We start from the raw sequence: 12,248 nt of genomic DNA on the forward strand, positions 1-12,248 counted from the left end.
TCCAATCCGAAAAACGCTCAAGCGTCCCAAATTATCTGACGACGGACACCGCCTGTCCTGGCTCAGCGACAAGAACGGCATGGTTCCCGTCAACTGGCGTGCGATGGAGACGGAAGAACTTGGATCTGTCTACGAGTCACTTCTCGAACTCCAGCCGCAACTGAGCGACGACGGCAAGACCCTCCTTTTTGCCTCCGAGGCGGCCGAGCAGAAAGGAAACCAACGCAAGACCACCGGTTCCTACTACACGCCTGACAGCCTCGTTCAGGCGCTGCTCGATACCGCGCTGGATCCTGTGCTAGACAAGACCGAACCCGACAAGCTGTTGAAGCTAACCGTCATCGACCCCGCCTGCGGCTCAGGCCACTTCCTGCTGGCCGCCGCCCGCCGCATTGCCACGCGCCTTGCCCGCCACCGGGCCGAGGGCACGCCCGCGCTGTCCGACTTCCGTCATGCTCTGCGCGATGTCGCACGCTCCTGCCTGCACGGGGTGGACCGCAACCCGATGGCGGTAGAGTTGACTAAGGTCGCGCTCTGGATCGAGACGGTGGACCCCGGCCTTCCTCTTGGCTTCTTCGATGCGCAGATCCGCTGTGGCGACAGTCTATTTGGCGTAGCGCGCTACGGCATGTTGCGCGATGGACTGCCGGATGCCGCATTTGAAGCACTGACCGGCGACGAAAAGGATGTGGCGAAAGAATATAGGAACATCAATAAGGAACAACGCGAAGGCATTGCTGCCAGTGGTTTCATTGCCAGCCTCAAGGCTCCCGCCGAAATTACCGATGGCGCGGCCAAGACACTCGCCATGCCAGAGGACACGCTGGATCAGATCGAGACCAAGTCCCGCGCCTGGGCCCGCCTTCTGCGCGAACCCAAATGGTGGACCCTGAAAACCGCCTGCGACATGTATGTGGCGGCGTTTCTGATGCCAAAAACCGGCGAGATTCCCAATGCTCGCGTTGCCACCATGCCCATTCCCACCACCGAGGCGATCTGGCGCACGGTCCAGGGAGGCGACATCCGAAGTGATACACAGGCGCGTTGCATAGACCTTTCCGAATCCGCCCACGCATTTCACTGGCCATTGGAATTTCCAGCCCAAATGGCTTCGGGCGGGTTTGACGTGGTGATCGGAAATCCGCCATGGGAGGTCTCACAGCTTTCCGAGGAGGAGTTTTTCGCCGCTCGAGACCCCAGTGTTGCCGCGCTGGATGGGAACGAACGCAAACGCGCAATCAAGCGTCTGAAAACTGAAAGCCCCCAGCTTTGGAAAGACTTCAATCTTGCCAAGCGTTCCACCGAAGCCGTCAATACCTTTTTCCGTGCTTCGGGGCGCTTTCCGCTTACCGCGACAGGAAAAATCAACACATATCCTCTTTTCGCCGAGCACTTCGCACAATTGGCACACAAGAGCGAAGGAGAGTCGACGGGCCATGCCGGGGTGATCGTGCCAACCGGCATCGCGACCGATAGCTCTACGGCGGCGTTCTTCGGTGACCTGGTTACTCATAACCACCTACTGGCGCTCTATGATTTTGAGAACCGAGAGAAATTTTTCCCGGCCGTCGACAGCCGGGTCAAGTTTTCGATCCTCTCCATTGGCCCAGCCCGCACCGCCAAATTCGCGGCCTTTCTGCTCAATACCGGGATGCTTACCAACGAGCACCGTCAGATCAGCCTGACGCCAGATGAATTCAATCTGTTCAACCCCAATACCAACACCGCCCCCCTGTTTCGCGCCCGCGCTGACAAGGAACTGACCCGCAAACTGTATCAGGCCGCGCCGGTGTTGATCCGCGAACGGCCCGACCACCCTCAAGGCGACGAGAACCCTTGGGGGATCACGTTTCAGCAGGGTCTGTATAACATGACCTCTGCCTCAAGTTTCTTCCGCACCGCCGCACAACTCACGGCCAAAGGTTTCCTTCGTGAAGGTCCCGACTGGCGCGGGCCGGACGGGCAGCATTACCTGCCGCTCTATGAGGCCAAGATGATCCATCATTTTGACCACCGCTATGGCTCCTATGCAGGGCTTGACGCCCGGCCCGCGGACGGGTCATTGCCCGATGTCACCGACGCCCTGCGTGCCAGTCCCGATTACGAGGCCGACCCATGGTATTGGGTGCCTGCCGAGGAAACCACACTGCGCGTGGCACGGGTGCCGCAGCGGCTCAAGGCCTATCTGCGCAAGGACAACGCGGATGGCTGCCTGAAGGTGCTGGCTGAGTGGGTTTTGTCCACGCTGGATCCCGACGACTTGTTGCCAGACGCGCTGGCCCGTTCGGCCACGCCGGCCACTGCCCGCCTGTGCGAGATACTGGGCGACCGCGCAGTGACCCGCGGCATTCTGGGCGCAACGTTTTCCACATGGCTTGGCCGGGTCGCGCCGGGTGCGCGAAAAATGGCACGGGAAACTCCGTTGGACGGCGATGATCTGCGTTTCATCAAGCAGGGTCCAAAGGATGTCCTGGACCTGTCCACTGCTCTGATACAGCGCAAGCAACCCCGCTGGCTGATGGGTTGGCGAGATATCTGTCGCTCGACGGACGAACGGACGGTGATTGCGTCTGTGTTCCCAAGGGTGGGTGTTGGGCATACAACACCGATGGTTTTTGCGAACAAACCTGCGCTGAACATCGCGGCGCTTGTTTCGCAACTGGCCTCGTTGCCATTTGATTACGCTGCTCGCCAAAAACTTGCCGGAACACATCTGACGTATACCTATATCAATCAACTCCCAATCCTTGCCCCCGAGCAATTCACCCGCGATGATCTCGCCTTCCTCAACCCGCGCGTGTTGGAACTGACCTATACCAGCCATGCAATGAAACCCTGGGCCGAAGACCTTGGGCATTCCGGCGCACCCTTTGCCTGGAACCCCGACCGCCGCGCCATTTTGCGCGCCGATATCGACGCCTTTTTCGCTCGCAAATACGGGCTGAGTCGCGACGAGCTGCGTTATGTGCTCGATCCGGCCAAAACACACGGGACGGACTACCCGTCCGAAACATTTCGCGGGTTGCAACGCAACGAGATCGATGAGTTCGGCGAATATCGCACCGAGCGCCTCGTCCTCGCCGCCTGGGACCGAATGGAAGCGGGCGACGAATTCACGGCAATAGGGATGTGAGATGACGGATCGGACACCACAGGGGTGGATCGCCCCCAAACGACCGCGACCAAGAGGATCAAGCGACAGTAAGGATGATTTTTTTCCCAACACGCTGCCGACAAAGCCCTCCGTGGAAGCGGAGAAGGACCTGTTCCAGGTCGCTGACGAGGCTGAGGAAGAACGGGATCGTGCGCTCGTCGATCAGCTGATTGCTGATACCCAGCTCTACGATTCCGTCAAAGCCATCAAAGACCTGCTGGAATTCACCGTTCGGCTTCGGCATATCGCGCCGTTCAACGCGATGCTGCTGAATATTCAGAAGCCGGGCCTCAGTTTTGCCGCGCGGCCAAGGGACTGGTGGGAACGCTTTCGAAGGCGGCCGAAACCCTACGCAAGTCCGCTCGTCGTGCTGCGCAACTTCGGCCCCGTCGAGTTCGTTTATGATGTGCTCGATACCGAGGGAGAGCCCTTGCCCGAGGCCGCCTTTTCGTTTCCGGCTGACGGAGAGGTTTCCAAAGGCTGGCTGGCAGCAGTCGAGCACAAGCTGAACCGCGCCGAATTCAAGATCCTATGGCTTGATCAAGGAGACTATACTGCCGGCCACGCACGCCGCCTGACCAGCCATGGCGAGAAAGAACGCCTTGAACGTTTTGAAGTCGGCGTGAATCGAAATCATCCCCCAGCCGCACAACCGGTCACTCTCGCACACGAGCTGGCTCACATACTTCTTGGCCACTGCGGCAGTGACCAGAAGCGCGGCGTCAAGTTCAATCGGCCGGAGGACCTCGCACTCCGCGAGGTAGAAGCCGAGACGGTCGCGTATCTCGTCGCCAAGAGAACCGGGGTTTCTCCGCGCAGCGAGAACTACCTTGACCACTACAAAGGTGCATTCGATCAACTCGATCTGCACCGTATTCTTAAAGTGGCCAGCGCCGTCGAGAAGCAACTCGATCTTCCGTTCAAAGAAAACCGGATACTCAGATGAAGGTCGAAGCGCCTCAAACCTTTGTCACGAGGCAGGAGTGCGACAAGATCGCGTTCCAGAATGGATTTCGTCTGACGCATGGCGAAACTGACGGTTGGCGGCATTACACCTCGACCACTGCGCAAGGGTCGATCTGGTTAGCTGCCATGCAGACAGGCAACTGGCTGCTATCAATCGACCATGCAGGGGTTCTTGCGGAAATCGACCTTGAGATATCCGATGTTGATGGCCCTGGTCTCGCATGCTTTCGATTCAAATCCCTAACCTCGCTCTATGCAGCAATGTCCGGCCTATACGAACTCGCCGTTAGTCTTCCTGACGCCCCCCTGCAAGAGTTCCTGCTCCGAACAAAGGGCATGCCAAGGACGACAGAAGTAGAGCGCCTAGTGGTTCAGCGCGTTGGACAAAGCATCTTCCGGGACCGCCTAATGACCTACTGGAAGGTCCGATGCCCCATGACCGGTATCACAGACCCGGACCTACTTCGCGCCTCACACATCAAACCGTGGAGAGACTGTAAGACCGATGCCGAACGCCTGGACGTCCACAACGGACTTCTGCTCTCAGCGCTCTGGGACGCCGCATTCGACAAAGGGCATGTCTCCTTTGAAGAAGAAGGGACGCCTATCTTTTCGACGAAACTCTCAGCCGAAGCGCGCACGCACCTCAAAGGTGAGAACTCAAAGATCCAAGGACTGACGGACGAACACAAACTCCAACTGGCGTGGCACCGGAAGAATCTCTTCGACCATTGATGAAGGGTCGCCAAAGACGTTTCTGTGTTTTTCAAACCCCAGTCGCAAAACCCATTTGGTGTTCATGGGCGACGTCGTCGAACCGCTACGGCTTTTCATACACCAGAAAGGGTCGGAATGTGGGTCGCGCAGAACTATGGGCTAGAAACGCAAAACTATGGGGTCCGCGCAGCGCTATGCGCGTCCCTACATTTGCCTACGCATCGAGGTTCTCGACGTTGAGCGCATTCGTCTGGATAAACTCCCGACGCGGTTCGACCACATCGCCCATAAGCTTGGTAAAGATGTCGTCGGCTTCGGCCATATCCGCAATCTGTACCTGCAGAAGGGTCCGCTCGTTCGGGTCGAGGGTCGTTTCCCAGAGTTGGTCGGGGTTCATTTCGCCAAGCCCCTTGTAACGCTGCAGGCTGAGGCCTTTTTCGCCTTCCTCCAGGATCGCATCCAGCAGGCTGATCGGGCCGTGAACCTCGATTTCCTTCTCCTTGCGCAACAGCGAGGCGCCTTCGGAATAGACTTCCTGCAGGGCCTCCGTGTGAGTGCCCAACCGCCTTGCTTCGCCAGAGCGGAGCACGGGTCCGTCAAGCCGCCGCACCTCCTCGACACCGCGCACGGAGCGCGTCAGGCGAATTCCCTTGTCCTGTGTCGGTCGGCCTTGCCAGCCACGCTCATATTCCAGCGAAACCGAATCCAGCCGTTGCGCGACGCGATCCGCCGTTCCCTGCAAATCGGCATCGACCTGGCCAGGCAGGAAGGCGCCGGCGATGGCGGACTGTTCGAGGATGTTCGGCGGATAATGGGTCGGGAAGGCACGCAATGTACGCCGGACCTGGCGCGCCTCCTCGACAACCCGCAAGAGGTCTTGCCCGGCAATCTCTTCGCCCGTGCCCAGACGCAACCGCGCCCCATCCACGCCCATCGCGATCAGGTAATCGTCCAGTGCGGACTGGTCCTTCAGATAGACCTCGGACTTACCCCGAGAAACTTTGAACAGCGGCGGTTGCGCAATGTAGAGATTACCATGCTCGATGATCTCGGGCATCTGCCGGAAGAAGAAGGTGAGCAGAAGCGTTCGGATATGCGCGCCGTCCACATCGGCATCGGTCATGATGACGATCTTGTGGTAGCGCAGCTTGGAAATATCGAACTCGTCGCGCCCGATTCCGGTCCCGAGCGCGGTGATCAGGGTGCCGATCTCCTGGCTCGACAGCATCCGGTCGAAACGCGCGCGTTCCACGTTCAGGATCTTGCCGCGCAGCGGCAGCACGGCCTGGTTGGCCCGCGCACGGCCCTGCTTGGCCGATCCGCCGGCCGAGTCACCCTCGACGAGGAAAATCTCGGATTTCGTCGGATCCTTTTCCTGACAATCGGCGAGCTTGCCGGGCAGGCTGGCCACGTCCATCGCTGTCTTGCGTCGCGTCAACTCGCGCGCCTTGCGGGCAGCTTCGCGTGCCAGCGCAGCCTCGATGATCTTGCCGACGATCACCTTGGCCTGACCCGGATTCTCTTCGAACCACTCGCTGAGCTTTTCGTTCACCAGCCCTTCGACCGCCGGACGTACCTCGGAGCTGACCAGCTTGTCCTTGGTCTGGCTGGAGAATTTCGGATCGGGCACCTTGACCGAGAGCACGCAGGTCAGCCCTTCGCGCGCGTCATCGCCGGTGAAATTCACCTTTTCCTTGCGGGCAATCCCGGAGCTGCCCGCATAGAGGTTGATCGTCCGCGTCAGCGCGCCCCGGAAGCCGGCCATATGCGTGCCGCCGTCTCGCTGCGGGATGTTGTTTGTGAAGGGCAGGACATTCTCGTGGTAGCTGTCATTCCACCACATCGCCAGCTCGACCCCGATCCCGTCGCGCTCGCCGGACATATAGATCGGCTCCGGCATGGCCGACGCTTTCGAACGGTCCAGATATTTCACGAACTCCCGCACGCCGCCCTCGTAGCACAGGTCAACCTGGACCGGTTCCGCCGGGCGCTCGTCGCGCAGGATGATGCGAACGCCGGAATTGAGGAAGGCCAGTTCGCGCAGGCGCGTCTCCAGCGTCTTGAACACGTAGTTCAGGTCCGAGAACGTGTCGGTCGAGGCCATGAAAGTCACCTCGGTGCCCTTCTCGCCATTGGCCTCGCCCACGACGTCGAGATGCTTCGTGCATTCGCCATGCTCGAAGCGGGCGTAATGCTCCTTGCCATGGCGCCAGATGCGCAGATCCAACCAATCGGAGAGTGCGTTCACCACCGAGACGCCGACGCCGTGCAGGCCGCCGGAGACTTTGTAGGAATTGCTGTCGAACTTCCCGCCTGCATGGAGCTGGGTCATGATGACCTCGGCCGCACTCACACCCTCTTCGGTATGAATATCGACCGGAATCCCACGACCGTTGTCGCGCACGGTGACGGAGCTGTCGGCATTGATTGTCACGCTCACGAAGTCCGCATGACCCGCCAGAGCCTCGTCGATCCCGTTGTCGACAACCTCGTAGACCATGTGGTGCAGGCCCGAGCCGTCATCGGTATCGCCGATATACATGCCGGGCCGCTTGCGCACAGCCTCCAAGCCCTTGAGAACCTTGATGGAATCTGCGCCGTATTCTTCTGTCCGGTTCGCGTCGTCTGCCATGCGGCCCTTCCTTATGAACTTTGCGAGTTTATACTTGGTGGATAGGGGATTGTCACGCGGATGACACAAGATTTGGCGCCCTTTCGGCGCCACGCGGAACGCCAGGTTAGAGCGGGCGCAGGCTGGACAACCCGTCCTCGTCGGTCACCTCGATCCGCTGCACGCGCGGTCCGAAATCCTCGAACAACTCAACACCTGTCCCCGTCATCCAGGCCTGCGCGCCAAGGGCGGTAATCTCGTCATAAAGCGCCGCACGCCGCCCGGCATCGAGATGCGCGGACACCTCGTCCAGCAGCAACAGAGGGGCTGCGCCGAAATCTTCCGCCAACGCACGCGCATTCGACAGGATCAGGGACAACAGGAGCGCCTTCTGCTCACCGGTCGAGGCATTCCGGGCCTCGATCCCCTTTTCCGAATAGGTCGCCTCCAGGTCCGCCCGATGCGGCCCGGCGAGGGTCCGTCCGGCGGCCATGTCCCGGCTGCGACCACTCCGAAACGCGTCGAGAAGCGCTTCCCGTGTCTCGGGGAAAGTGGCCTCAGGTCCGGTCAGGGCCAGATCGGCTGCCGGGAAAACAGTGCGCGCGCCCTCCTGCGCCCGAGCAATCCGTACCAGCGTCGCCTTGCGATTGGCCTGGATCTCCGCCCCTGCTGCTGCCATCCGGGCCTCCAGCGCCTCGTACCAGGCGGCGTCGCGCACCTGATCCTTCAGCAGGCGGTTGCGCTCCCGCATAGCCTTCTCATAGCTCAACGAAACCTCAGCATGAGAGGGCACAAAACTCAGCACGAGGCGATCCAGAAAACGCCGCCGCCCTTCCGCCCCTTCGATCCAGAGCCGATCCATCGCCGGCACAAGCCAGACAACCCGGAGGATTTCTCCGATCGCCAACTGCGGAACCGCCTTGTCATTGAGCAGGACCTGACGCGCATTGCCACTGTCGGACCACGTGACGATCTCGTGCTCCCGGCCAAGGCTCTCAATGTTTGCGGTGATCTTCCAGCCGAGCGCTTCCGGCCGTCGCGCCATTTCCTCGGCCGAGCCCCGCCGCATCCCACGGCCCGGCGACAAGAGCGACACAGCTTCGAGCAGGTTGGTCTTTCCCGCGCCGTTCGGGCCAAAAAGCGCAACCGGCCCCGGGCCGAGTTCAAGCCGGGCGGTTTTATACGATCGGAAATGGGAAAGGCCCAAGGCGCGGACACTCAGCCCAGCCATTCAACGCTCTTCTTCTTGGTCAAAACACTCCCGCCGGAGGCATGAGTTCCCCGGCAGAATGCCCATCACACGCGCATCGGCATGACGACGTAGACGGCGCTCGTATCCGAGCCCTCGCGCATCAGGGTCGGATCGCCCGATGAATTGAACATGAACACGGCATTCTCGCGGTCCACCTGGCTGGCGATCTCCAGCAGGTATTTCGCGTTGAAGCCAATCTCCAACCGCTCGTCGCCATAGGCAACGGAAAGCTCTTCCTCGGCCGCACCGCTGTCAGGCGCATTGACCGAAAGCACCAGGCGATCCTCGTCGAGCGAAAGCTTCACCGCGCGGGAACGCTCGGAGGAAACGGTCGCCACACGGTCCACCGCCCTGGCAAATTCGCTCGCATCCACTTCGAGCTTGCGCGTATTTCCGACCGGGATCACGCGGGCATAATCGGGGAAAGTGCCGTCAATCACCTTCGAGGTCAGCGTGATCTCGGGCGTGGCAAAGCGGACCTTCGTCTCGGACACCGACACGGCAATCTGCATCTCGTCGTCATCGAGCAGCTTGCGCAGTTCGCCCACCGTCTTGCGGGGCACGATCACGCCGGGCATCGCCTCGGCACCTGCGGGCAGATCGGCGTCGATCCGGGCCAACCGGTGGCCGTCCGTGGCCACGCAGCGCAGAACCTTGCCGTCCTCGCCATCGGCGACATGCATGTAGACGCCGTTCAGGTAATAGCGGGTCTCCTCGGTGGAGATGGCGAATTTCGACTTGTCGAAAAGCCGCCGCAAAACCGGCGCAGGGGCCGAGAAATTCGACCCGTACTCGGCATTGGCCATCACCGGAAAATCTTCTTTCGGCAGGGTGGCGAGGGTGAAATTCGAGCGCCCCGCCTCAACCACCAGCCGGCCGGCGGCGCCGTCATCGGTCAGCCGCACCAGCGCGCCATCGGGCAGCTTGCGCACGATCTCGTGCAGCGTCACCGCCGAAACCGTCGTCGCGCCCGCGCGCTCGACCTGAGCGGGAACCTTGTCCACCACCTCGATGTCGAGATCGGTGGCTCGGAAGGAAACCGTGTCGCCCTCCGCCTCGATCAACACATTGGCCAGAATCGGAATCGTGTTGCGCCGCTCGACAACCGATTGCGCCTGTGACACCGCCTTCAACAGGGTGCCGCGTTCGATGCTGATCTTCATGCAATCGCTCCCAAATTTCCCGGGACCGTCACCCTATCGCTTTCCCCTGTAGGCACAAGTGCCTAAAGGCCACAGGAAAGCGCTTTGCGTCCGGTCTGCTCTCCTCAAGCCTCAAGCATACGCCGCAGCAGTTCCAGATCTTCCGCGATCTGGTTGTCCACCGCCTTGAGTTCCTCGATCCGCTTCACCGCATGCATGACCGTCGTGTGATCGCGCCCGCCGAAACGGCGGCCGATCTCCGGCAGCGACCGAGAGGTGAGCTGCTTGGACAGGTACATTGCCATCTGCCGGGGGCGGGCAATGGTACGGTGCCGCTTCGGCCCGATCATGTCGGACATCCGCATGTTGTAATGCTCCGAAACACGCCGCTGGATCTCCTCGACGGTGACCTTGCGATCGGAGGCGCGCAGCACATCGGCCAGGCAGTCCTGCGTCAGGTCCATCGTCACCTCGCGCCCGACAAGGGAGCCAAAGGCGAAGAGCTTGGTCAGCGCGCCTTCGAGCACACGCACATTGGTCGAGATGCGGTGCGCCAGGAACTCCAGAACGCCATCCTGAATGACCAGCCCCGGATAGCTTTCGCGATACTGTTCCACCTTGTGCTGAAGAATGCCGAGACGGAGCTCGTAATCGGTCGGGTGCAGATCGACCACCAGGCCCGATTGCAGCCGGCTGGCGATCCGCTCTTCGAGCTTCTTGATCTCGCCCGGCGCGCGGTCTGCCGAAAGGATGATCTGCTTGTTCTGGTCCACCAGCGCGTTGAAGGTGTGAAAAAACTCCTCCTGCGTGGAATCCTTGCCGGCAATGAACTGAACGTCGTCGACCATCAGAACGTCGACGGAACGGAACATCTCCTTGAACTGCATCGTGCCATTCTCGCGCAGCGCCTGCACGAAGCGATACATGAACTGTTCGGCCGAAAGGTACACCACTCGCAGGTCCGAACGATCGCTCTGCAACTGCCAGGCGATGGCGTGCATCAGGTGCGTCTTGCCCAAGCCGACACCGCCATAAAGAAACAGCGGGTTGAAGCTCACCGGGCCGCCTTCGGCAACGCGGCGGGCGGCGGCGTGGGCCAATTGGTTCGGCTTGCCGACGACGAAGGAGTCGAAGGTGAAGCGTTTGTCGAGCGGCGCACCGGGCAAATCGCTCGATCCCGCTTTGACCATCGCCGGTTTGTGAGGCCTGTTTTCCCGAGCCTGGCCTGCAGCGGCACTGGATGCCGCTTGCATCGTGGGCCGCGCAGCGCTGGACGGAACGCTGAACTCGATCCGTTCGACCGTGGCGCCGGCTCGAATCAGATGCTGCTGGATTTGGTCGCCGAAGTTCCGGGAAACCCAGTTGCCAATGAAATTGGTCGGCACGTTGAAACGTGCCACCCCGTTGTCCACCCGTTCGAACTCGAGAGGTTCAATCCAGGTGACATAGTTATTCTTCCCCACTGCCTTCAGAAGATCTTGCCGCACACGTCCCCAGGTGTCGTTTGTCATCGTGCCCTTATCCGATTCGTTTTTTGTGTCGGACTCACCGTCTTCCCCCGGTGGCCCGAAGCCCTTTGCGACCGTTTCGACCGTCGAAGACAATACAACACGGTCCGGCAAAACACCGGATAAGCAGGACAGATTCCGCCTGCATGCACCATTCGTTCATACCGGATTACCGGCATACGAATTGCTTTCTCGTGTTGTGGACATGACCATGGCAGCCATGACTATGCATGGCAGTTGCGGCCCGCCACTGCTTCGCCGTTCCATAAGGATCAGCTTGACAGTGGCCTGATCTGGTCACGTTCGGAGCAGAGATGAACTTCCCCAAGTTCTCTGCCGGGCGTGATCGATCCATGTCCCCCCGGACGATGTGAATCGCAGCGCCAAGCTAGCAATTCGGTCCGATCACGCGCAACTGAACTTCGATCTTGACTCGGACTTTACCAAAACGAATCCCGAGCCGAGAGATAAGCACCTGAAAATCAAAACCTTTACCAAAAACGAAAAGACGGGTGCGCCTGAAAAGACACACCCGTCAAATCTTGTAAAACCTACGTCAGATCAGGCGCTGAGGGCCTTCACACGCGACGACAGGCGGGACATTTTCCGCGAAGCGGTGTTCTTGTGCAGAACGCCTTTCGTTACGCCACGCATCAGCTCGGGCTGAGCGGCACGCAGGGCTGAGATCGCGGCTTCCTGGTCCCCGGAGGCAATCGCCTCCTCGACACTCCGCAGGTAGGTGCGGATGCGCGAGCGACGCGCTTTGTTGACGGCATAGCGCCGTTCATTCTGGCGGGCGCGCTTCTTGGACTGGGGCGTGTTAGCCATGTGATGCTGTTCCGAATTTCGGTGAAACTGTTCTTGAAGCCGCGTCTCTAGGCGGCTTGCTCCGATGAGT

The 12,248-nt window shown here is 60.3% G+C and carries 8 protein-coding genes; 3 read left to right on the forward strand and 5 right to left on the reverse strand.

Annotated elements, in window-relative coordinates:
• The 3 genes from AX756_RS00005 to AX756_RS00015 form a co-directional block, all read left to right on the forward strand.
• The coding region (locus tag AX756_RS00005; protein ID WP_156461343.1) for an Eco57I restriction-modification methylase domain-containing protein at positions 1–3,133 on the forward strand (3,133 nt) is incomplete at its 5' end.
• Position 3,134: 1 nt separating this feature from the next.
• Positions 3,135–4,100, forward strand: a complete 966-nt coding sequence (locus AX756_RS00010; RefSeq protein ID WP_082738844.1) for an ImmA/IrrE family metallo-endopeptidase — start codon at positions 3,135–3,137, stop codon at positions 4,098–4,100.
• Positions 4,097–4,855: an HNH endonuclease gene (locus AX756_RS00015; RefSeq protein ID WP_068307171.1), complete on the forward strand. Its 759-nt coding sequence runs from the start codon at positions 4,097–4,099 to the stop codon at positions 4,853–4,855. The genes AX756_RS00010 and AX756_RS00015 overlap by 4 nt, the downstream gene beginning before the upstream one ends.
• Before the next feature lie 196 nt (positions 4,856–5,051).
• On the opposite strand, the gene gyrB is transcribed toward AX756_RS00015, so the two are convergent.
• From gyrB to rpsT, 5 genes are all read right to left on the reverse strand, one after another.
• Positions 5,052–7,469, reverse strand: coding sequence for a DNA topoisomerase (ATP-hydrolyzing) subunit B (gyrB, locus tag AX756_RS00020; protein WP_068307172.1), 2,418 nt, complete (start codon positions 7,467–7,469; stop codon positions 5,052–5,054).
• A 106-nt stretch (positions 7,470–7,575) separates the two neighbouring features.
• Complete coding sequence (gene recF / locus AX756_RS00025) at positions 7,576–8,679, reverse strand: DNA replication/repair protein RecF (RefSeq protein ID WP_068307174.1); 1,104 nt, start codon at positions 8,677–8,679, stop codon at positions 7,576–7,578.
• 65 nt (positions 8,680–8,744) lie between these two features.
• Positions 8,745–9,863 carry a DNA polymerase III subunit beta gene (dnaN, locus tag AX756_RS00030; RefSeq protein WP_068307177.1) on the reverse strand — a complete coding sequence of 373 codons (1,119 nt, stop codon included), beginning with the start codon at positions 9,861–9,863 and terminating at the stop codon, positions 8,745–8,747.
• Between the two features lie 104 nt (positions 9,864–9,967).
• Positions 9,968–11,353, reverse strand: coding sequence for a chromosomal replication initiator protein DnaA (dnaA, locus tag AX756_RS00035; protein ID WP_068308059.1), 1,386 nt, complete (start codon positions 11,351–11,353; stop codon positions 9,968–9,970).
• 558 nt (positions 11,354–11,911) lie between these two features.
• A complete protein-coding gene (gene rpsT, locus AX756_RS00040; RefSeq protein WP_068307179.1) occupies positions 11,912–12,178 on the reverse strand; it encodes a 30S ribosomal protein S20 in 267 nt (88 codons plus the stop codon).
• Positions 12,179–12,248 lie beyond the last annotated feature (70 nt).

Origin of the sequence: Aliiruegeria sabulilitoris (genome assembly GCF_001558155.1) — a bacterium.
In the GTDB taxonomy this organism is placed as follows: Bacteria; Pseudomonadota; Alphaproteobacteria; order Rhodobacterales; family Rhodobacteraceae; genus Tropicimonas; species Tropicimonas sabulilitoris.

Bases quoted from the DNA above. Each gene is read 5' to 3' on its own strand.
- AX756_RS00010 (WP_082738844.1), top strand. From the start codon at position 3,135: ATGACGGATCGGACACCACAGGGGTGGATCGCCCCCAAACGACCGCGA.
- AX756_RS00015 (WP_068307171.1), top strand. From the start codon at position 4,097: ATGAAGGTCGAAGCGCCTCAAACCTTTGTCACGAGGCAGGAGTGCGAC.
- gyrB (WP_068307172.1), bottom strand. From the start codon at position 7,469: ATGGCAGACGACGCGAACCGGACAGAAGAATACGGCGCAGATTCCATC.
- recF (WP_068307174.1), bottom strand. From the start codon at position 8,679: ATGGCTGGGCTGAGTGTCCGCGCCTTGGGCCTTTCCCATTTCCGATCG.
- dnaN (WP_068307177.1), bottom strand. From the start codon at position 9,863: ATGAAGATCAGCATCGAACGCGGCACCCTGTTGAAGGCGGTGTCACAG.
- dnaA (WP_068308059.1), bottom strand. From the start codon at position 11,353: ATGACAAACGACACCTGGGGACGTGTGCGGCAAGATCTTCTGAAGGCA.
- rpsT (WP_068307179.1), bottom strand. From the start codon at position 12,178: ATGGCTAACACGCCCCAGTCCAAGAAGCGCGCCCGCCAGAATGAACGG.